This window comes from Rhizobium sp. PEPV16, assembly GCF_008919455.1.
Classification (GTDB): Bacteria; Pseudomonadota; Alphaproteobacteria; order Rhizobiales; family Rhizobiaceae; genus Rhizobium; species Rhizobium leguminosarum_Q.
This window is the reverse complement of the sequence record NZ_VSZV01000356.1, coordinates 334,342-354,585: the sequence shown is the minus strand read 5'-3', so window position 1 is coordinate 354,585 and position 20,244 is coordinate 334,342. Positions and strand designations below refer to the sequence as shown.

At 62.2% G+C, this 20,244-nt stretch carries 23 protein-coding genes; 13 read left to right on the top strand and 10 right to left on the bottom strand.

What is annotated here, in order from left to right; genetic code table 11:
- The first annotated feature begins 4 nt into the window (after nucleotides 1-4).
- The 5 genes from FY112_RS36130 to FY112_RS36110 all read left to right on the top strand — a co-directional run bounded on the left by FY112_RS36130 (nucleotide 5) and on the right by FY112_RS36110 (nucleotide 4,551).
- Nucleotides 5-802 (top strand): transporter substrate-binding domain-containing protein, encoded by a 798-nt coding sequence (locus FY112_RS36130; protein ID WP_094087218.1) that lies wholly within the window; start codon nucleotides 5-7, stop codon nucleotides 800-802.
- Between the two features lie 144 nt (nucleotides 803-946).
- Nucleotides 947-1,615: an amino acid ABC transporter permease gene (locus tag FY112_RS36125; protein ID WP_017962397.1), complete on the top strand. Its 669-nt coding sequence runs from the start codon at nucleotides 947-949 to the stop codon at nucleotides 1,613-1,615.
- Nucleotides 1,612-2,259: an amino acid ABC transporter permease gene (locus FY112_RS36120; protein WP_151520463.1), complete on the top strand. Its 648-nt coding sequence runs from the start codon at nucleotides 1,612-1,614 to the stop codon at nucleotides 2,257-2,259. Before FY112_RS36125 ends, FY112_RS36120 begins: the two co-directional genes overlap by 4 nt.
- Before the next feature lie 54 nt (nucleotides 2,260-2,313).
- On the top strand, nucleotides 2,314-2,604 hold the full coding sequence (locus tag FY112_RS36115) for a hypothetical protein (RefSeq protein WP_348642779.1): 291 nt from the start codon (nucleotides 2,314-2,316) through the stop codon (nucleotides 2,602-2,604).
- Nucleotides 2,605-2,748: 144 nt separating this feature from the next.
- On the top strand, nucleotides 2,749-4,551 hold the full coding sequence (locus FY112_RS36110) for an adenine deaminase C-terminal domain-containing protein (protein ID WP_151520462.1): 1,803 nt from the start codon (nucleotides 2,749-2,751) through the stop codon (nucleotides 4,549-4,551).
- A 195-nt stretch (nucleotides 4,552-4,746) separates the two neighbouring features.
- On the opposite strand, the gene FY112_RS36105 is transcribed toward FY112_RS36110, so the two are convergent.
- The 6 genes from FY112_RS36105 to tsaD form a co-directional block, all read right to left on the bottom strand.
- Nucleotides 4,747-5,004, bottom strand: coding sequence for a CrpP-related protein (locus FY112_RS36105; RefSeq protein WP_151520461.1), 258 nt, complete (start codon nucleotides 5,002-5,004; stop codon nucleotides 4,747-4,749).
- A gap of 347 nt (nucleotides 5,005-5,351) precedes the next feature.
- Nucleotides 5,352-5,999 carry a methyltransferase gene (locus FY112_RS36100; RefSeq protein WP_151520460.1) on the bottom strand — a complete coding sequence of 216 codons (648 nt, stop codon included), beginning with the start codon at nucleotides 5,997-5,999 and terminating at the stop codon, nucleotides 5,352-5,354.
- Nucleotides 5,996-6,427: an EVE domain-containing protein gene (locus FY112_RS36095; RefSeq protein WP_003543603.1), complete on the bottom strand. Its 432-nt coding sequence runs from the start codon at nucleotides 6,425-6,427 to the stop codon at nucleotides 5,996-5,998. The genes FY112_RS36100 and FY112_RS36095 overlap by 4 nt, the downstream gene beginning before the upstream one ends.
- Nucleotides 6,428-6,429: 2 nt before the next feature.
- Entirely contained in the window at nucleotides 6,430-6,723 is a 294-nt protein-coding gene (locus FY112_RS36090; RefSeq protein ID WP_151520459.1) for a YciI-like protein, read from the bottom strand.
- A 9-nt stretch (nucleotides 6,724-6,732) separates the two neighbouring features.
- Nucleotides 6,733-7,716, bottom strand: a complete 984-nt coding sequence (locus FY112_RS36085; RefSeq protein WP_151520458.1) for an NAD(P)H-dependent glycerol-3-phosphate dehydrogenase — start codon at nucleotides 7,714-7,716, stop codon at nucleotides 6,733-6,735.
- Nucleotides 7,713-8,822 carry a tRNA (adenosine(37)-N6)-threonylcarbamoyltransferase complex transferase subunit TsaD gene (tsaD, locus tag FY112_RS36080; RefSeq protein WP_151520457.1) on the bottom strand — a complete coding sequence of 370 codons (1,110 nt, stop codon included), beginning with the start codon at nucleotides 8,820-8,822 and terminating at the stop codon, nucleotides 7,713-7,715. Before tsaD ends, FY112_RS36085 begins: the two co-directional genes overlap by 4 nt.
- A gap of 72 nt (nucleotides 8,823-8,894) precedes the next feature.
- Here tsaD and hemC point away from each other — a divergent pair, with 72 nt between their 5' ends.
- The 6 genes from hemC to FY112_RS36050 all read left to right on the top strand — a co-directional run bounded on the left by hemC (nucleotide 8,895) and on the right by FY112_RS36050 (nucleotide 14,748).
- Nucleotides 8,895-9,824, top strand: a complete 930-nt coding sequence (gene hemC / locus FY112_RS36075) for a hydroxymethylbilane synthase (RefSeq protein ID WP_077977850.1) — start codon at nucleotides 8,895-8,897, stop codon at nucleotides 9,822-9,824.
- 7 nt (nucleotides 9,825-9,831) lie between these two features.
- The gene (locus FY112_RS36070; RefSeq protein WP_094087213.1) at nucleotides 9,832-10,539 is read left to right on the top strand and encodes a uroporphyrinogen-III synthase; all 708 of its coding nucleotides are present in this window, start codon (nucleotides 9,832-9,834) and stop codon (nucleotides 10,537-10,539) included.
- Between the two features lie 68 nt (nucleotides 10,540-10,607).
- Nucleotides 10,608-11,876, top strand: a complete 1,269-nt coding sequence (locus tag FY112_RS36065; protein WP_181018328.1) for a COG4223 family protein — start codon at nucleotides 10,608-10,610, stop codon at nucleotides 11,874-11,876.
- Between the two features lie 4 nt (nucleotides 11,877-11,880).
- On the top strand, nucleotides 11,881-13,503 hold the full coding sequence (locus tag FY112_RS36060) for a heme biosynthesis protein HemY (RefSeq protein WP_017962408.1): 1,623 nt from the start codon (nucleotides 11,881-11,883) through the stop codon (nucleotides 13,501-13,503).
- A 17-nt stretch (nucleotides 13,504-13,520) separates the two neighbouring features.
- Nucleotides 13,521-14,006, top strand: a complete 486-nt coding sequence (locus tag FY112_RS36055) for a TerB family tellurite resistance protein (protein ID WP_017962409.1) — start codon at nucleotides 13,521-13,523, stop codon at nucleotides 14,004-14,006.
- Nucleotides 13,975-14,748 carry a glutamine amidotransferase gene (locus tag FY112_RS36050; RefSeq protein ID WP_043294601.1) on the top strand — a complete coding sequence of 258 codons (774 nt, stop codon included), beginning with the start codon at nucleotides 13,975-13,977 and terminating at the stop codon, nucleotides 14,746-14,748. Before FY112_RS36055 ends, FY112_RS36050 begins: the two co-directional genes overlap by 32 nt.
- 52 nt (nucleotides 14,749-14,800) lie before the next feature.
- Here FY112_RS36050 and FY112_RS36045 read toward each other — a convergent pair whose 3' ends face one another.
- Nucleotides 14,801-16,051, bottom strand: a complete 1,251-nt coding sequence (locus tag FY112_RS36045; protein WP_017962411.1) for an MFS transporter — start codon at nucleotides 16,049-16,051, stop codon at nucleotides 14,801-14,803.
- A 139-nt stretch (nucleotides 16,052-16,190) separates the two neighbouring features.
- Here FY112_RS36045 and FY112_RS36040 point away from each other — a divergent pair, with 139 nt between their 5' ends.
- Nucleotides 16,191-16,481, top strand: a complete 291-nt coding sequence (locus FY112_RS36040) for a YggT family protein (RefSeq protein ID WP_026158917.1) — start codon at nucleotides 16,191-16,193, stop codon at nucleotides 16,479-16,481.
- Complete coding sequence (locus FY112_RS36035; RefSeq protein ID WP_151520455.1) at nucleotides 16,478-16,789, top strand: DUF167 domain-containing protein; 312 nt, start codon at nucleotides 16,478-16,480, stop codon at nucleotides 16,787-16,789. Before FY112_RS36040 ends, FY112_RS36035 begins: the two co-directional genes overlap by 4 nt.
- Nucleotides 16,790-16,793: 4 nt before the next feature.
- On the opposite strand, the gene ppa is transcribed toward FY112_RS36035, so the two are convergent.
- From ppa to typA, 3 genes are all read right to left on the bottom strand, one after another.
- A complete protein-coding gene (ppa, locus tag FY112_RS36030; protein ID WP_012759330.1) occupies nucleotides 16,794-17,327 on the bottom strand; it encodes an inorganic diphosphatase in 534 nt (177 codons plus the stop codon).
- A 201-nt stretch (nucleotides 17,328-17,528) separates the two neighbouring features.
- Nucleotides 17,529-18,035 carry a GNAT family N-acetyltransferase gene (locus tag FY112_RS36025; RefSeq protein ID WP_003543622.1) on the bottom strand — a complete coding sequence of 169 codons (507 nt, stop codon included), beginning with the start codon at nucleotides 18,033-18,035 and terminating at the stop codon, nucleotides 17,529-17,531.
- A 248-nt stretch (nucleotides 18,036-18,283) separates the two neighbouring features.
- The gene (gene typA / locus FY112_RS36020) at nucleotides 18,284-20,104 is read right to left on the bottom strand and encodes a translational GTPase TypA (RefSeq protein ID WP_062941305.1); all 1,821 of its coding nucleotides are present in this window, start codon (nucleotides 20,102-20,104) and stop codon (nucleotides 18,284-18,286) included.
- Nucleotides 20,105-20,244: the final 140 nt, after the last annotated feature.

Below are 20,244 nucleotides of genomic sequence, written 5' to 3'. Positions count from 1 at the left end.
CGACATGACTGCTCTTATGAAATTGCGCTACACCGCCACCGCGGCAATTGCCGTATTCGGCATCCTGGCAGGGGCCGCGCAGGCCGACGAACTTGCCGATATCAAAGCCGCAGGCGAGATCAACATCGGCATCTTCTCCGATTTCCCGCCCTTCTCTTCGGCAAGCGCCGATATGAGCATCAAGGGCTATGACGTCGACGTCGCCCAGAAGATCGCCGACGGGCTCGGCGTGAAACTCAATCTCGTCAGCGTTACCGGCCAGAACAGGATCGCCTACCTGAACGACGACCGCGTCGACCTGCTGATGAGCGTCGGCTATTCGAAGGAGCGCGCCGAGGTTATCGATTTTGCCGCCCCGTACGCCCCCTACTATATCGCCGTCATCGGTCCGGCTGCGCTGAAGGTGAGCGGCAAGGAAGACCTCGCCGACAAGAGCGTTGCCGTCAATCGTGGGACGCTCGAAGACACGTCGCTGACGGCCGTCGCCCCCGGCTCGGCTGCGATCCAGCGTTTCGAGAACTATAATTCGGTCATCCAGGCCTTCATATCCGGCCAGACCCAGTTGATGGTCGTCGGCAACGATGTCGGTGCGCAGGTTCTGGCACGACAGGACGAGCTGAAGCCGGAGCAGAAGTTCCAGCTCCTCAGCTCCCCCTCGCACATCGCGCTCCGCAAGGGCGAGGAAGGCCTGAAGAAGGCTGTCAACGACAGCGTCGCCGCAATGATCGCCGATGGTTCGCTCGACGCGAGCTCGAAGAACTGGCTGAAAGCGCCGCTCAATCCTGAAAACTTGAAGGACTGACGAGGGCGGCCTCCCACTCACCAGAGCATGATGCCGAAAACTGCAAGCGATTGCGGTGGCATCATGCTTCAATTCTTTGGTTGAGAGGCGGATCGGGATTTCGGGCCGACCCGGCCCGGATCATCCGGCTCCAAAGGACAAGCGATGAGATACAGCCTCGATTTCAATTGGCTTTGGGACGGAATGGGAGCTCTGGCTTATGGCGCAGGCACGACGCTTGCACTGACGGTCTCCACATCGGTCCTCGGGATCGTTCTCAGCGTCCTCGGCGCAGCCGCGCGCCGGGGACCCTATCCATGGTTGCGCAAGGTCGTCGGCCTCTATGTGGAAATCATGCGCAACACGCCATTCCTGGTGCAACTGTTCTTCATCTTCTTTGGCTTGCCTAGTCTCGGCATTCGCCTCGATCCGATCACTGCCGCCGTCCTTGCCATGACCCTCAACATGGCGGCCTACACGATCGAGGTGGTCGGGGCCGGGCTCGATGCCATACCGAGAGGCCAGAAGGAGGCGGCGCAGGCGCTCGGCCTCAGGCCTCGGCTGGTGTTCTTCAAGATCATCCTGCCGCAGGCGATCGCCATCATTTTTCCGGCGCTGACGAGCCAGATCATCATCATGATGCTGGAATCGGCGGTGGTTTCGCAAATATCTGTCCGCGAGCTGGCGCAGGAGGCCGATCTGCTTCAGTCGCGCACCTTCCGCTCCTTCGAGACCTATCTGGTGGCGACGTTGATCTACCTCTCGATGTCCGCCGCACTTCGCCGGCTTCTTTTCGCCGGAAAACGCCGTTTTCTGGGAGCCGGTCTGGCATGATTGAGTTCACCTTCTGGGACATTCTGCGCAATCTTGTCTTCGCGACACGCTGGACCCTGCTGCTTTCGCTCGCAGCTTTTGCCGGCGGCGCCATCGTTGGCCTGGCGATCCTTTCTGCGCGGATATCGAAAACGCGTTGGCCGCGCAGCTTCGCGTCCGGCTACATTGCCCTGTTTCAGGGAACGCCGCTCCTGATGCAGCTGTTTTTGATGTTCTTCGGCCTGCCGATGATCGGCTTCCGGATCGAGTCATGGACCGCCGCCGTTTGCGGCCTGACGTTCTACGCCAGCGCTTATCTTGCCGAAATCTGGCGGAGCGGCGTCGAGGCGGTGCCGCGCGGGCAATGGGACGCCGCAGCCAGCCTGGGCTTGCATCGTCTCCAGGAACTTCGCCTTATCATCCTGCCGCAGGCTTTCCGGATCACTCGCGCGCCGACGGTCGGGTTCTTGGTCCAGTTGATCAAGAGCACCGCACTGGCCTCGATCCTCGGCTTCGACGAACTGCTGAAAACCGCGAACGCCATCAACAACGCGACCTTCGAACCTTTCAAAGTCTACGGTCTCGTCGCAGTGATCTTCTTCGCCCTGTGCTATCCGCTGACGCAATACGCCAGATTTCTGGAGAAGAAAGCGGCATTTGGCTGAGCGGTGTTCAATGCTCCGCATTCCGATCGCAACGACGTGTCCAAAGGGCGGCCGATGCCGGTTGAAAAGCTGGTACGCCGCGCAGCGGCGACGAGGCGCTTCGGCGTTCCTCGGTCTATATCGACACCCACGAAGCCCTTCACGAAGCAGGCGATCTGGTTCAGCCGATCAGGGCCGGCGTCATTTCTACAGATGCGGTGCATGCGACACTTGACGAGCTGTGTCGCCGGAATGTTCCAGCGGACGTCCAACGATGAGATCACTCTCTACAAGGCCGTCGGAACCGCATTGGCTGATCTTGCCGCCGCGACGATGGTGTATGAAGCCGCTTTGATCGCCGGCTGACGTCTTCTGGTCCGGGCGATCGCGAATGATCGGAACGCGCCTGTCGCCCTGCGCCAGAGACAACAACTATTCGTGCTTCCTTCCCCCGACGGCGTTCCCTACAATCTCGCCAGTCCTCCCCCGAGCCTTGGAAATGAGGTTTACATGAGCACGCTTACCCGCTTCTCCGTTCAGCCGCTCTCGACCATGACTCGCCGTCTTGCGGATGTCGCCTCCGCTCGTCGCGAACCTGACCTGGTCATCCAGGGCGCACGCGTCTTGTCCACCTATTCGGAGCGCTTTCTCGACGGACGCGAAGTCTGGATTTCGGGGGGCCGCATTGCGGCCGTGAAGCCGGCCGGCAGCTACAGAGGCGGGAGCGCCAAGTTCTACGACGCCAGGGGCGGCATCATCGCCCCGGGCCTGGTCGATCCGCATATCCATATCGAATCCTCGATGGTGACGGCCTGCGCCTATGCGGAAGCGGCGCTCCTCAACGGCACGACGACGATCTTCTGCGACAGCCACGAGATCGGCAATGTCATGGACGTCGCCGGCGTCGAGGCCATGCTCGAGGATGCACGGCAGGCGCCGCTGTCGATCTTCCTGACCGTGCCGAGCACCGTGCCGGCGACGACGCCGGATCTGGAAACAGCCGGCGGTGACCTGACGCCGGACAAGATCGCCACCCTGTTCGACAAGTGGCCGGAAGCCGTGGCTCTCGGTGAGAAAATGGATTTTGTCCCCGTTGCGATGGGCGACGAGCGCAGCCATGCGATCCTGGCTGCAGCACTCGGGCGCGGCAGGCAGGTGTCGGGCCATGTCTACGGACGAGAGTTCGTTGCCGCCTACGCCGCATCCGGCGTTACCGACACGCATGAAGCTATCGACCGCGACATCGCCGACGACCTGCTGGAAGCCGGCGTGTGGATCTTCCTGCGCGGCGGCCCGCCGACGACACCCTGGCATTCGCTGCCGCAGGCGATCAAGACGATCACTGAGCTCGGCGCCTCCCACAAGCGCGTCGCCGTCTGCACCGACGACCGGGATGCCGAAGATCTGCTCGCCTTCGGCCTGGACTGGGTAACGCGCGAAGCCGTGAAATACGGCATGAGGCCGGAACAGGCCTGGGCGATGGGTTCGCTGCACGGCGCGACGCGGTTCGGCATGGAAGGCGAAATCGGCGGTCTGGGCGGCGGGCGCCGCGCCGACCTGGTGCTTCTCAGCGACGACCTCACGCCGGTCAGCACCTGGTATGGCGGCGAGCTCGTCGTCGACAGCAAGAAGATCACGCCGATCCTCGACGAAGCCCTGTCGAAACCGTACCGCTATCCGGATGCCGCCTACCACACCGTCAAGCTGCCAAAAAATCTCAAGCTGACACCGGACCTGCCGACGGAGACGGTCGTCGCTCATACGATCAGGACCGAGCTGCCTGGCATTACCCTCGGCCATGTCACCGTCACGCTGGAACCGGCCAATGACTGGCAGGCGCATTTCGACAAGCACGATCTCTGCTTCGTGACGGTGGTGGAGCGTCACGGCAAGTCTGCCGGCAATGTCGCCCACGGGCTGCTCAACGGCTTCGGCCTCAGACAAGGCGCGGTCGCATCCTCGGTCGGCCACGACAGCCACAATATCATCGTCGCCGGCACCAATGCCGCGGACATGCAGGTGGCGCTCGACGCGATCGAAGAAAAGCAGGGTGGCGTCTGTGTCGTGATGGACGGCAAGGTGACGGCCATGGTGCCACTGCCGATCGCCGGGCTTTTGTCCGACAAGCGCGTGCACCAGGTCGCCGACGAGGTAAAGGCCCTGAAGCTCGAATGGGAAAAGGCAGGCTGCACCATCGCCTATATGGGCTTCAACCTTATCCCGCTATCGGTCATCCCGGAAATCCGGATAACCGACAAGGGCCTGGTGCTGGTGCCGGAAATGGTGATCTCGCCGCTCTTCGAAAAGGCCTGAACGCTGGCAATCTGATGGTGAAAGAGGTGCCGATCCTTCGCCGTGACGGGGCAAGAAAACCGAACTTGTCGCTAGACCAATTCCAGGAAAAGTGCGAAGCGGTTTTCCGTCCGGAATGCGTAAAAACAAAAGGATAGAGCGGTTCTGCGCTTCCGTTAAAAGCTGAACCGCTCTAACAAACCACCATCAATAACGTTAGGCATCGAGCGCACGGTGTTTGGCAGTCGAGATCAGCTCCTTGAAGTGCGCAGCAATTCTATCTTCGCGGCTAGCGTCCTCCGCTTCCCAACCGAACTTCCACGCGTCGTGACGCGCAAGCCAATCGCCGAGGGCGCTGGTATCACCAGTAGGGATCCTATGGGCGGCGAGGTATGGGTTTTCGTGAGCCTTCAGGCCGAGCACCCGCGCCCTTGAGCCCGCTTCCTGCAGATCGATCAGCTCTTCAATTGTCATACGCGATCCCCCACGATGTGGGCGACGGTAGCATCGCAGTCCGCGCATGCAAGTGAATGCTAATTAATGGGTTAATTTGGGACAGTTGCGGTGACAAGCGGCGCAGCATAACGATCTGATATAGCAACATAACGCTTCCTGATCGAAGACGTTGCTTTACCGATTGAACCCCTGAGGGACGCCGCACATACTCTTGGTCATTACAATGACAAAGAGGGTAACATGTTAGAATTCAATATAATGCGGGCTCACGCCGGTCGCCTTCCGGCCGATCCCACAGCATGCCTTGCCTTGCTTGGGAAGTGTCCGGTGATCGCGAATGATCGAGTCCCGAATGTCGATCCGATCTAGGAAGCGAATCTCCACACCGTCGTCTTCTTGATTTCGCTGTCCTCCAGCGCCCGCGTTACCGGCACCTGATAAACCGCGCAGAATTCCAGCCGATCCCGCGGCAAATAACTGCGTCCGGGGTCTCCGACCAGAACCCGCTTGCCGTCGGCTGCCAGCTTGGCGAACCAGGGAACGAGCGCGTCGGCGAAAGCACGGTCGTAGAAGACGTCACCGGCAAGCACGATATCCGCGTCGACGGCCTGCCCGATCAGATCGGCGCCGGTAAATCCGAGTGAAACGCGATTGGCTGCGGCATTCAGCCGGACTGCTGTCTCCGCCCAGGGATCGATATCGGCGGCCGTGACTTCCCGGGCACCGGCGATCATCGCCGCAATGCCGACAAGGCCGGAACCGCTGGCGAAATCGAGCACGCGCTTGCCGCGCACCGTTTCCGGATGATCGAGAACGTAGCGCGCCAGTCCCTGCCCGCCTGCCCAGGCAAAAGCCCAAAAGGGCGGCGGCAGGCCGATTGCTTCCAGTTCCTCCTCCGTCTTCAGCCAGAGCTCATGCGCCTCGCTCGCCAGATGGAGAGAAATCTCCGGCACATGCGGCGGCGGCATCAGGCTGGTATTGGCGCGGATGAAGGCTTGCGGATCGGTCTTCAACGCGGCGGATTGTCCAATCCGCCCATCCGGCAGACTTCGAGATATTCTTCCTCGGTCACCGGCTGCACCGAAAGCCGCATCGAGGTGACGAGCGCCATCTTGGCGAGCTTCTCGCTCGCCTTGACATCCTTCAGCGTCACCGGCTTCGGCACGTCCATGACGGCGCGGATATCGACGCAATCCCACTTCGGATCGCCCTTGGCGGAAGAATCGGGATGCGACAGGGCGCAGACTTCGACGATGCCGACGATCTCCAGCCCGTCATTGGAATGATAGAAGAAGCCTTTGTCGCCGATCTGCATCGCCCGCATGTTGTTGCGCGCCAGATAGTTGCGGACACCGGTCCATTCCGTGCCCTTTTCGCCGGCAGCCTTCTGCTGCTCCCAGGACCAGGAAGCGGGTTCGGATTTATAGAGCCAGTGCGCCATGCTCACGCCTCCGGTTTGTTGAAGACCCAGTTGTAGGCCTTGACGTCGACGCTTTCGAATAGTCCGGCCTTGGCATAGGGATCGGCATCGGCAAGCGCACGCGCCGCCTCTTTCGATTCCGCTTCGACGATGATCAGGCTGCCGCAGGGCTTGCCGTCGTCATCGAGAAACGGGCCGGCGATCTTCAGCGTGCCCTCGGCATTCAGGTTGTTCAGATATTCGATATGCGTCGGACGCGTATCCATGCGCAAGTTCAGATGTCCCGGTTTGTCCTTGCAGAGAAGGGCGAAAAGCATGTCTGTCTCCTATTCGGTGGTGATCGGACGCGTCATCAGCTGCTCTATCGCCTCTGATATATCGAGCCTGCCATCGATGATGGCGGAAATGGCATCGGTGATCGGCATGCTGACCTTCAACTCCGCCGCAAGCCGCGAGGCGACGGAGGCTGCAAACGCGCCTTCCACCAGCGCGCCCTGTAGGGGATCAGTCTTTTCGCCGCGCCCGAGCGCGATGCCGAAGCGCAGGTTTCGCGATTGATGGCTCGTTGCCGTCAGCACCAGATCGCCGAGGCCGGAAAGCCCGCGCACCGTATCCGCCTGCCCACCCTTGGCGACGACGAAACGCGACATTTCGGCAAGCCCGCGCGCAATCAGCGCCGCACGCGCCGAATCACCGATGCCACGGCCTTCGACGATGCCGCAGGCGATCGCCAGCACATTCTTCAGCGCGCCGCCGAGCTGCACGCCGATCCGGTCGTTGGAAGCGTAGAGCCGGAAGGTCCGCCCGGAAATCGCCAGAGCGAGCCGCTCGGCAATTTCCATGTCGGCTGCAGCAATTGCCATCGCCGTCGGCAGGCCCTTGGCGATATCGGCGGCAAAACCCGGACCTGAGAGCACGGCGACGGGATGGTCCGGCAGCTCCCGTTCCAGCATGTCGGTCAAAAGATTGCCGGTCGCCCGTTCGATGCCCTTGGCGCAGGTGACGACCACAGCATCCTTGGAGAGACAAGGTCCGTATTGCCGCGCCGCATCGGCCTGCGCCTGCGACGGCATCGCAAAAAGCACGATGGAGGCACCAGTGATCGCATCCGCCTCGGCAGAAAATTCCAGCGTATCGGGCAGGAGAATGCCGGGCAGTACCGCATCATGCACCCGTTCGGCCTTCAGATCGGCAATCAGGGACGGATCACGCCCGACGAGTGTCACGGCGCTGCGGCCGGCAAGCGCGATGACGGCGGCAAGCGCCGTGCCGAAAGCCCCCGATCCGACGACGGCGATGTTTTCGCTCATGCCTTGGCCCCTCGTTTTCCGAAACCGATCAGCGTTTCCGCATTGGAATCGAGCGGCCAGCGCGAGCGTGGCTGCACGTCGAGCGCATCCGGCGCAGCGCCGGTCGCCATCCGCTCCAGTCCCGCCCAGGCGATCATCACCGCATTGTCGGTGCAGAGCCTGAGCGGCGGCGCGACGAAGCGGAAGCCTTTCTTGTCGCACAACGCCTGCAGCGTGCCGCGCAGTTCGAGATTGGCGGCGACACCGCCAGCAACGACGAGCGCCGGCTTTTCGCCAGTCGCTGGGAATGTCGCCGGAAATTCCGTCTTGAACCGCTGCAGGCCGCGGCCGATACGGTCCTTCAGCGTCCGCGAAACCGCCTTCTGGAACGAGGCGCAGATATCCGCCACGTCCTGATCACTAAGCGGCGCGATATCCTGCGCCGCCTGCCGCACCGCCGTCTTCAGGCCAGAGAAGGAGAAATCGAGCCTCGCCTCGCCGACCAGTGGCCGCGGAAAATCGAAACGATCGGGATTGCCGTCCCGCGCCATCCGCTCTACCGCCGGGCCGCCGGGATAGGGCAGGCCGAGCAACTTTGCCGTCTTATCGAAGGCTTCGCCGAGCGCATCGTCGATCGTGGTGCCCCAGCGCTCGTATTGTCCGACGCCGCGCACCAGGATGAGCTGGGTATGGCCGCCGGAGACGAGCAGCATCAGATAGGGAAAGGAAAGCCCGTCCGTCAGCCGCGCCGTCAGCGCATGGCCTTCGAGATGGTTGATCGCATAGAGCGGCTTGCCGGCGGCTCTGGCGATCGCCTTGCCGGTCATCAATCCCACCAGTAGCCCGCCGATCAGCCCCGGGCCCGACGTGGCGGCGATGGCGTCGACGTCGTTGAGCGACACATTGGCGCGCTTCAGCGCTTCCTCGATCAGCTCGTCGAGTGCCTCAACATGGGCGCGTGCGGCGATCTCTGGCACCACGCCGCCATAGGCGCTATGCTCGTCGAGCTGGGAAAGCACGACATCCGACAGCACGTTGGAATGCCCCTCAGCATCGCGCTCGACGACCGCGGCGGCGGTCTCGTCGCAGCTCGTTTCGATGCCAAGGATGCGCAGAAAGGGAACCATGAAGCCTGTTCGTTGATTGCGATGGGATGGAAACCCGTTTACGAGAACTCCGGTAACAACGGAATAGAGCGGATGCAAACAAAACCTTTCCGGATCGGCACTCGGGGCAGCCCGCTGGCGCTTGCCCAGGCGCATGAGGCCCGCGACAGGCTGATGGCGGCGCATCATCTGCCCGAGGACATGTTCGAGATCGTCGTGCTGACCACCAAGGGCGACCGCATCACCGACCGGTCGCTGGCCGAGATCGGCGGCAAGGGCCTGTTCACCGAAGAGCTCGAACAGAAGCTTGCCGCCGGCGAGCTGGATTTCGCCGTGCATTCCGCCAAGGACATGGCGACGAAGCTGCCCGAGGGGCTTTATCTCTCCGCCTACCTGCCGCGCGAGGATATCCGCGACGCCGTCATCGGCCGCACCGCCCGAAAGCTGATCGACCTGCCGCATGGCGCCACCGTCGGTTCATCCTCGCTCCGCCGCCAGGCGCTGATCCGCCGCATGCGGCCGGATATCAACGTCGTCACCTTCCGCGGCCTCGTCGAAACGCGCCTGCGCAAGCTCGAAGCGGGCGAGGTGGATGCAACCCTGCTGGCGCTTGCCGGCCTGAAGCGTCTCGGCAAGGTCGACGTGCTGACCGATATCCTCGACCCCGACACCTTCCCGCCGGCGCCGGCGCAGGGAGCGATCTGCATCGAAAGCCGCATCGGCGATGCCAGGGTCGACGATCTGCTGGCACCTGTTAACGATGGCCCGACCTTCGACACCGTCTCCTGCGAACGCGCCTTCCTCGCCGCACTCGACGGCTCCTGCCGCACGCCGATCGGCGGTTACGCCGTCTGCGAAGGCGACCTGATCCGGTTCTCCGGCCTCATCATCACCCCCGACGGCCGCAGCCAGCATGCGGTGACGACCGACGGCCACCGCCGCGATGCGGCAGCACTCGGCACCCGCGCCGGCCAGGACGTGCGCGCCAGGGCCGGCAGCGCCTTTTTCGACGACTGGCACTGAAGCGGCCATGCGCGTGCTCGTCACCCGCCCCGCGCATTCGGCGACGAGAACCGCACAACGTCTGCGCGATATGGGCCACGAGCCGCTACTGCTGCCGCTGCGTCAGCCGGTGCACGACAGCAATGCCGCCGCAGACGCGCTCGCCATCACCGGTGGCGCAATCGCGGTGACCAGCGCCGAAGCCATCAGGGTCCTCTCCGCGCTCGGCGAGAAACTTCACCCGCATCTTGCCCGTCCGCTTTTTGCGGTCGGCGAAACCACGGCGGAAGAGGCGCGCAGTCTCGGCTTCCGATCGGTCGCCTCATCCCAGGGCAACGGCGGCGATCTCGCCGATCTCGTCGCGGCGCGGGGCGCCGACGGGTTGCTCTATCTTGCCGGCATGCCCCGCGCCGAAACTTTCGAATCAGGCTTGCGCGAACTCGGCATCCGCTTTTCCGTCGCCGAATGTTATCGCATGCAGCCGATCGTCCCCGGCTCGGCCGAGATCGAAGCGATTTTCTCAAGGTCTGGCCCCGACGCCATTCTCTTCTATTCCCGGCAGACGGCCGAGGATTTCTTTCGCGTGCCGGAACTGAGATCCGCCCTGCCGGAACACAGCGGAATCCGCCTTTTCTGCCTTAGCGAGGCCGTGGCCGAGGCCGTTCCGGCGGCACTTCGAAAAAACGTAGTGATGTCGCCGATGCCGGAAGAGAAAAGCCTTTTGTCGCTGCTTTGAAGGCTCTAGCTGCCCAAATTTGATCTAACCTCTTCCCTTAACTGGCATCACTGTCTAGTTTCGTTGCAATGCAGGATAAAGAGGACCTCATGGTATCGGGAAATCCGCCACGCCATTCGAAGAGCGCCGACGAGCCGGTCACGATCGACCTCGATGCACAGGAATTCGCCGCTGGAGCCGATACCGAAAAGCCGGTAGACAATGAAACCGGCGATGCCGACAGCACTACCGCCGACGCCGGCCTGGCGCCCGAAACCGAGACTGCGTCGCATGCCGAACATGAAGAGAAGCCTGTGATGGATGCGCCGGAGGAGGAACCGGCAGCTCCAGAACCTTCCTTCACCCCTCCTCCTGAACAGCCCGCGCCGAAGAGCGCCGGCACCTCCGGCCTCATTGCCGCCGGCATCTTCGGCGGCCTCGTGGCGCTGCTTGGCGCCGGCGCCATTCAGTATGCCGGTTACCTCCCGGGCTCCTCCGTGCCGCAGACGACCTCGCCCGAGACGGCCAATCTTGCCGGTGAGATCGACGGCCTGAAACAGACCGTCGCCAACCTTGCCGCCAATCCGGCGGGCACGGACGACGGCGAGCTTGCGAAACGCGTCGCTGCGCTGGAAACGACTGCGAGGGCCCCCGCAGTCGCCGCACCAGCCGATTCTGTCAACGTCGAGGCACTCAACCAGAAGATTGCGGAACTGACCGGTCAGGTCGACCAGCTGCGCTCGATGCTTGCCCAGTCTTCCGAGCAGCAGACGACGAACCGCGCCGATATCGCCAAGCGCCTGGAAGAGGCCGAAAAGAAGCTGAGCGAGCCGCGCGAGGACGTCGCCGTTGCCCGGGCGATCGCCGCTGCCGCCCTGAAGGCGGCGATCGATCGCGGTGGCCCGTTCCTGGCCGAACTCGACACCTTCGCCGGCGTCGCGCCCGACGATCCAGCCGTCGCCGACCTCAGAGCCTTTGCCGAGATCGGCATTCCCTCACGCACCGAGCTGGTGGGCGAGGTTCCCGATGTCGCCACCGCGATCGTCGAAGCCGTCAACCAGCCGGATCCGAACCAGAGCTGGTCGGACCGGCTGATGTCGAGCGCCAAGTCGCTGGTGACCGTTCGTCCCGTCGGCAATATCGAGGGTGAAAGCGTCGAAGCTATCGCCGCCCGCATGGAGGAGAAGGTGAAGAACGGCGACCTGCCCGGCGCTTCCGCCGAATGGAACAGCCTGCCCGCCCTCGGCAAACAGGCGTCCGCCGCCTTCAAGCAATCGCTCGAAGCGCGCATCCGCGTCGAGGAACTGGTCGGCGGCGCGCTGTCGAAAGCGGTTTCTGGCACCGGCAAGGAAGGATGAGACCATGCTGATCCGCCTTGTCGTCTTCGCCCTCTTCGTGCTGCTTCTTGCCTATGGCTTCTCCTGGCTGGCCGATCGTCCCGGTGACCTCTCGCTGATCTGGGAGGGCCAGATCTACCAGACGAAGCTGATCGTCGCCGCCAGCGCAATCATCGCGCTGGTCGCCGCCGTGATGATCGCCTGGTGGTTCGTCCGCCTGGTCTGGACCTCGCCGCATTCGGTGACGCGTTATTTCCGCGCCCGCAAGCGGGACCGCGGTTATCAGGCGCTGTCGACCGGCCTGATCGCCGCCGGCGCCGGCAATGCGCTGCTTGCCCGCAAGATGGCCGCCCGCTCGCGCGGCCTGATCCGCGCCGATCAGGAACCGCTGATCAACCTGCTCGAGGCCCAGGCCGCCCTGATCGAAGGTCGCCATGATGAGGCGCGCGCCAAGTTCGAGGCCATGGCCAACGATCCCGAGACGCGCGAGCTCGGTCTGCGCGGCCTCTATCTGGAAGCCCGCCGTCTCGGGGCCAACGAGGCCGCCCGCCAATATGCCGAAAAGGCTGCCGACAACGCGCCTTATCTTCCCTGGGCCGCACAGGCGACGCTCGAATATCGCAGCCAGGCTGGCCGCTGGGATGATGCGATCCGCCTGCTCGAACAGCAAAAGGCCGCCCGCGTCGTCGAAAAGGCCGAAGCCAACCGTTTGCACGCCGTCCTCTTGACGGCGCGCGCCGGCGAGAAGCTGGAAAGCAACCCGACGGGTGCCCGCGACGACGCTCTGCAGGCGTTGAAGCTAGCCGCCGATTTCATTCCGGCAGCCCTCATCGCCGCAAAGGCGCTGTTTCGCGAAGGCGGCGTGCGCAAGGCCGCCTCGATCCTTGAACAGGCATGGAAATCGGCCCCTCATCCTGAAATCGGCCAAGCCTATGTCAGGGCCCGCAGCGGCGATTCGACGCTCGACCGGCTGAAGCGTGCCGAACGGCTGGAAGGGCAGCGCCCGAACAACGTCGAATCCCTTCTCGTCGTCGCCCAGGCAGCCCTCGACGCGCAGCAATTCGCCAAGGCTCGCGCCAAAGCGGAGGCAGCGGCGCGCATGCAGCCGCGTGAAGCAGCCTACCTGCTTTTGGCCGACATCGAGGAAGCCGAGACCGGAGACCAGGGCCGCGTGCGCCATTGGCTGGCCCAGGCGCTCAAGGCGCCGCGCGATCCGGCCTGGGTGGCAGACGGCTTCGTATCGGACAAGTGGCTGCCGGTATCGCCGGTGACCGGCCGCCTCGACGCCTTCGAATGGAAGGCGCCCTTCGGCCAGATCGAGGGTACGCTCGAAGACGGTTCGGCCCCGGCCTCTATCGAAACGGCTTTGAAGACATTGCCGCCGCTGCGTGACGTCAGACCGGAAAGCCCCGTCAACGACCATCGCATCATCGAGTTGGAACGCGCTGCGACGATTGCCGAGGCCGTGCGCCCCGCGCCGGCACCAGCACCGGCACCGGCAAAACCGAAACCCGCCGAACCGGCCGTGAGCGATAAAGCGCCGGCGCCGAGCGAGGCAAAACCTTTCTTTGGCGGACTGCCGGATGATCCCGGCGTTCGCGATCCCAGGGTGGAACCGGAACCCAAGACACGGCTCCGCCTTTTTTGAAATGGAACGAAAACCGCATGTTCGAACGCTTTCAGGCATTCTTCCAGAAGCTCACCGCCGACAACCCGAAGAAAGGCTTTGCCCCTGATGATCCACGCATCACAGTGGCAGCGCTCTGCATGCAGGTCATGGAGGCCGACGGTCAGATCAAAGCCAGCGAGAAGAAGCGGCTGCGCAAACTCCTGAAGGAGCAGTATGCGCTCGACGGCAAGCAGCTCGATGCTCTGATGGCCGCCGGTCTCGAGGCCGAAAGCTCCGCCGTCGACTATTATCGCTTCACCGCCGATCTGAAACGTCATCTCAATACCGAGCAACGGCTGGAACTAATCGGCATCCTCTGGGACATCGTCTATGCCGATGGCGAGCGCAGCGAGATGGAAGACCATGTGATCTGGCGTATCGCCGATCTGCTCGGCGTCTCCTCGCGCGAGCGCATCCAGAAGCGGCAGGAGGCCGCCGCCAGGGTGACAGATGTCCAGGTTGCGCAAGATGATGCCGACTGAGCAAAACCCGAACCGCGACGAGCGCCCGATCCTCATCGTCCTGCATCAGGAGCGGTCGAGCCCCGGCCGTGTCGGCCAATTGCTCGTCGAAAAGGGCTACCGCCTCGATATCCGTCGCCCGGTTCTCGGCCAGCCGCTTCCGACAACACTTGAAGACTATGCCGGCGCCGTCGTCTTCGGCGGGCCGATGAGCGCCAATGATCCCGATGACTTCGTCAAGAAGGAGATCGACTGGATTGATATTCCGCTCCGGGAAAAACGCCCCTATCTCGGTATCTGCCTCGGCGCGCAGATGCTGGTGCGTCATCTCGGCGGCAAGGTGCAGTCGAATGCCGACGGCTCGACGGAGATCGGCTGGTATCCGCTGCACCCGACCGAGAAGGGCCGCCTGCTGATGCACTGGCCGAAGATGGTCTATCATTTCCACCGCGAAGGCTTCGAGCTGCCGCGTGGCGCCGACCTGCTGGCCGAAGGCGATGCCTATCCGAACCAGGCCTTCCGCTACGACGGCAACGCCTGGGGCCTGCAGTTCCATGCCGAACTGACCCGGGTGATGATGCATCGCTGGGTCGTGCATGGCGCCCATCGCTTCATCCTGCCGAACGCCCAGCAGGGCCGCGAACATCTCGAAGGCCGCATGCTGTTCGACGCGCCGCTGAAAGCCTGGCTGACCGAATTTCTCGACATCGTCTTCGAGGGAAAGACGGCGAAGGCGGCGTCCTCTATCGCTCTTCGCGCCTAAAGCGCGTCGCGCTTTAGGTCTTTATTTTCAACGCATGTCGTTATCGCAAAACTTAAACCGATTCCGACGATGCGCTGGGCGCGTCGAGCGTATCGATCCCACGCAGTTTGGGGAAACTCGACGCCCAGATCGCCGCCACGACAAGCGTCCCGACACCGCCGATGACAACCGCCGGCACCGCGCCGAACAGCGCCGCCATCGTGCCCGCCCTGAATTCCCCGAGTTCGTTCGAAGCGCCGACGAAGACCATGTTGACCGCATTGACACGGCCGCGCAGATGATCCGGCGTCCAGAGCGCAATCAGGCTCTCGCGTACATAGACCGACACCATGTCGGCCGCACCCATCAGCGCCAGCGCCGCGATCGAGACCTCGGTGTTGGTCGAGACGCCGAAGATGATCGTTCCGACGCCGAACAGGGCGACGCCGATGAACATGTAGATGCCGGCGCGATGTCTGAGCGGATAGGCGGCAAGGAAGATCGCCATGACGATGGCGCCAAGTCCCGGTGCGGCGCGCAGCAGTCCGAGGCCCCAGGGACCGAGGGTGAGGATATCGCGTGCGAAGATCGGCATCAGCGCCGTGGCCCCGCCGAGCAGCACGGCGAAGAGATCGAGCGAGATCGCCCCGAGCACCACCTTTTCGGCGCGGATGAAGCTGAAGCCGCCGAGGATCATCGCCCAGCTCTTGGTCTCGCCGGTCGTCTTCTGCACCGGTTTCGGGATCATGTAGAGAAGGGCCGCACCGAGCACGGAAAAGATCACCGCCACCGTATAGGCAGTCGGCGCACTGACACCGTAGAGCAGGCCACCGAGCACCGGCCCGGTGATTGCCGCGAGCTGCCAGGAGGACGAATTCCAGGCGATCGCATTGGAGAGTGCCTCCTCCGGCACGAGATTGGGCGCCAGCGACTGCACCGCCGGCGACATGAAGGCGCGCTCGATGCCGAAGATCAAAAGCACCGCGAAGACAGGCAGCGGCGTAAAGCTTCCCATCAAAGTCATGACAAGCAGTGCCAGCGTGCAGAGCGCGCTCACCAGCGAACAGAGTGCGGCGATCGCCCGGCGATTGTACCGGTCGGCCACCGAACCGGTGACGAGGATGAGCAGCAGCGACGGCAGGAACTGCACGAGACCGATCAAGCCGAGATAGATCGCGCTGCCCGTCTGGTCGTACATCTGCCAGCCGACGGCGACGCTGACGATCTGCTGCGAGAAGGAAAGCAGGAAGCGCGCGAAGAAGAACCGCGTGTAGGACGAATGCCGGAACGCGGCAAAACGGTCTCCGGTGGGCGAAAACGACATGGATGTTTTCCGAGGAGACGGGCGCCGGAATAGCTGCAATGCCGCCCGTTAAACATGATTCACCGTGCGTTTCCACACGGCACTTGCCCGTTTAGTCGCCAATGTCTACATGTCTGTCAACAACGAATTGGAGACGATGATGTTTGCGCTGTTTCAAACCATTGATTTGGCTTTGAATATTTACACCTGGATCCTGATTGCCAGTGCCATTTTTTCCTGGCTCTATGCTTTCAATGTTATCAATTCAAGCAATCAGTTCGTCAATTCGGTCGGCACATTCCTCTATAATGTCACCGAACCGGTGCTGAAGCCGATCCGCCGCCTGCTGCCGAACCTTGGCGGCATCGACATTTCGCCGATCATCCTGCTGCTGATCATCTTCTTCCTGCGAACCCTGCTTTGGACCACGGTGTACCCGCTGGTCGCTTGAGCCGTCCCTGGAGCCTTTTCGGTGACCATCTGCGCCTTGCCGTCCGGCTGACGCCGAATGGCGGGCGTGACGCGATCGATGGCATTGAGGCCGACGGCGAGGGTGAATCTTTCCTGAAGGCACGCGTCACTGCCGTGCCCGAGAAGGGCAAGGCCAACAAGGCGCTCATCCTTTTGATCGCAAGATCCCTGCGCATTCCCAAATCCAGCGTCAGCCTCGTCTCGGGTGAGACCGCGCGCAAAAAAATCCTCCGGATCGACGGCGATCCGGAGGATTTGGTAAAAAAGCTCGAGATATTTTTAGGCTGAGCGATCAGCCTTTCTTCTTGGCGCGCTCGACGGCTTCGAGGATGAGTTCGCCTGCTTCCTTGGAGTCGCCCCAGCCGAAGATCTTCACCCACTTGCCGGGTTCCAGATCCTTGTAGTGCTCGAAGAAGTGCTCGATCTGCTTCAGCGTGATCTCGGGAAGATCGGTGTAGTCCTTCACCTTCTCATAGCGCAGCGTCAGCTTCGGCGACGGCACGGCGATGATCTTCTCGTCCTTGCCGGAATTGTCTTCCATCTTCAGGACGCCGATCGGGCGCACATTGATGACGCAGCCGGGAACCAGCGGGCGGGTGCTGGCGATCAGCACGTCGATCGGGTCTCCATCTTCCGACAGCGTGTGCGGCACGAAACCATAATTGCCCGGATAGGTCATCGGCGTATAGAGGAAACGGTCGACCACCAGCGTGCCGGCTTCCTTGTCCATCTCATACTTGATGGGATGACCGCCGACCGGAACCTCAACGATAACGTTGACGTCCTCAGGTGGATTATTACCGATTGCAATGGCGTCGATGCGCATAAGAAACTCCCGCGAGGTTGAATGTGCTGGCAGCCAGATAATCAGTTTCATGTGGCAACGCAACATCGCACAGCGCCAATGCTTGACTGCACCGGCCCACATTCACATCAAAAGTTTCCAATAGGAGATAGGCGAACATCGACTCCAGCGCCGCGGCGTCTTTTCAGACGCCGAGCGCACTGTGGCACCTTGAACGGCCGTTCAGCTCCAGATGAAGCCGATCTTCTTCAATTGCCTGTGGTCGAAACTTTCCATGCCTTCGCAGAAATCGACGCCGCCATGATTGCGGTAGAAGTGGCTGGCGGTCTCGTTATCCTCGAGGCACCAGACGACCAGCCCGTTGCAGCCGAGCGACTTCAAGAGCCGGCGCGCTTCGCCGAACAGCATCCTGCCGAGGCCGATGCCCTGATACTCAGGCCGAAGATAAAGCTCGTAAATTTCGCCTTCCTGCGGCAGAGCGCGGGCGCGGTTGAGGCCGAGCGTCGCATAGCCGGCAACTGTTCCGGCAACATCGAGAACCAGCAGCGTTGCCGGTCCGCGCGTCGCCTTGCGCCACCAGCTTTCGCCGCGCCGCTCGATCATCTGCGTCAGCGCGCGATGCGGAATGATGCCCGCGTAGGTGTGTTGCCAGGCAAGCCTGTGTGTTTCCGATATGGCTCGGGCATCTTGCGGCTCGGCCCGCCGGACATCGATGGACAACGTCTTCATAACGTTTACTCTGGTCCCGCCGAGGGCAATTAACCATATGCACAGGGGCATTGTGATCGATTGCCCACAGACTTGATATGTGGACGACGATCAAAAGTTAACGCTTTTTTAACGATTGTCACAAGATGGAATCGACGCGGCGCACAATAAAAAAACCCCGGCGCGAGGGCCGGGGTTTTGAAGGATTTCTCTCCAGCGCCGCGCCTCTTTTCGAGAGCCGCAAGACGCTATAGCACTTTGAATGGCGCTCAGAGCGCCGCCTTCGTCTTTTCGAAACGCTTGCGATCGTTTGCGTCGAGATACATCTTGCGCAGACGAATATTCTTCGGGGTCACTTCCATCAGCTCGTCATCCTGGATCCAGGAGAGCGCGCGATCAAGCGTCATGCGGATCGGCGGCGTCAGCTTCACCGCTTCGTCCTTGCCGGCGGCGCGGATGTTGGTGAGCTGCTTGCCCTTTAGGACGTTGACTTCAAGGTCGTTGTCGCGCGAATGGATGCCGATGATCATGCCGGCATAGACCTTTTCGCCCGGCTCGATGATCATCGGGCCGCGATCTTCCAAGTTGAACATCGCATAGGCGACGGCTTCGCCGGGAGCGTTGGCGAGCAGCACGCCGTTGACGCGGCCACCGATCACACCCTTGTAGGGCTGATAGTCGTGGAACAGGCGGTTCATGATCGCCGTGCCGCGCGTATCCGTCAGCAGCTCCGACTGGTAGCCGATCAGGCCACGGGTCGGTGCGTAGAAACGCAGGCGAAGGCGGTTGCCGCCCGACGGACGCAGCTCGACCATTTCGGCCTTGCGCTCGGACATCTTCTGCACGACGACACCGGAATGTTCTTCGTCGACGTCGATGACGACTTCTTCGACCGGCTCAAGAAGCTGGCCGCTTTCATCCTTGTGCATCACGACGCGCGGACGCGACACGGCAAGCTCGAAGCCTTCGCGACGCATGGTTTCGATGAGAACGGCGAGCTGAAGTTCGCCGCGGCCGGACACGTAGAACGAATCCTTGCCTTCGGCTTCTTCGATCTTCAGGGCGACGTTGCCTTCTGCTTCCTTGAAGAGACGGTCGCGGATGACGCGTGAGGTCACCTTGTCGCCTTCGGTGCCGGCCAGCGGGCTATCGTTGACGATGAAGGACATGGTGACGGTCGGCGGATCGATCGGCTGCGCCGGCAACGGTATTGTGATCGAAGGATCGCAGAAGGTATCGGCGACCGTGCCCTTGGAAAGGCCGGCAATCGCGATAATATCGCCCTGATGCGCTTCGTCGATCGCCGTGCGCTCGATGCCGCGGAAAGCGAGAATTTTCGAAATACGGCCGGTTTCGATCGTCTTGCCGTCGGCGTGGAGAACCTTCACCGCCTGGTTCGGCTTGATGGAACCGGAATTGATACGACCGGTGATGATGCGGCCGAGGAAGGGGTTGGCTTCGAGGATCGTGCCGATCATCGTGAACGGACCTTCGTGGACGGTCGGCTCCGGAACATGCTTGAGCACCAGGTCGAGAAGCGGCGTAAGACCCTGATCCTTCGGACCTTCCGGATTGACGTTCATCCAGCCGTCGCGGCCGGAACCGTAGAGGATCGGGAAGTCGAGCTGCTCGTCGGTCGCGTCGAGATTGGCGAAAAGATCGAAGACTTCGTTGATGACTTCTTCGTGGCGGCCATCAGGACGGTCGATCTTGTTGATCGCGACGATCGGACGAAGACCGACCTTCAACGCCTTGGAGACAACGAACTTGGTCTGCGGCATCGGGCCTTCAGAGGAGTCGACGAGAACGATCGCGCCATCCACCATCGAGAGAATGCGCTCGACTTCACCGCCAAAGTCGGCGTGGCCGGGGGTGTCGACGATGTTGATGCGGACACCCTTCCATTCCACCGAGGTCGCCTTGGCGAGAATGGTGATGCCGCGTTCTTTTTCGAGATCGTTCGAGTCCATCACGCGTTCAGCGACACGCTGATTTTCGCGGAACGAGCCGGACTGCTTGAGAAGCTCATCCACCAGGGTCGTTTTGCCATGGTCAACGTGCGCGATGATCGCGATATTGCGAAGTGACATATGTGAAATCTCTGAGGCTGGGGCGCACGCTCTAGAGGGCGCGCCTATTAGTTTGGGGCGTCCATACAGTTTTTTTTGCGTTTGCGAAAGGGGGGAACGCGCAAAAGCTGCGGCAAGGCTGTCGCCCCGCCGCATCATAG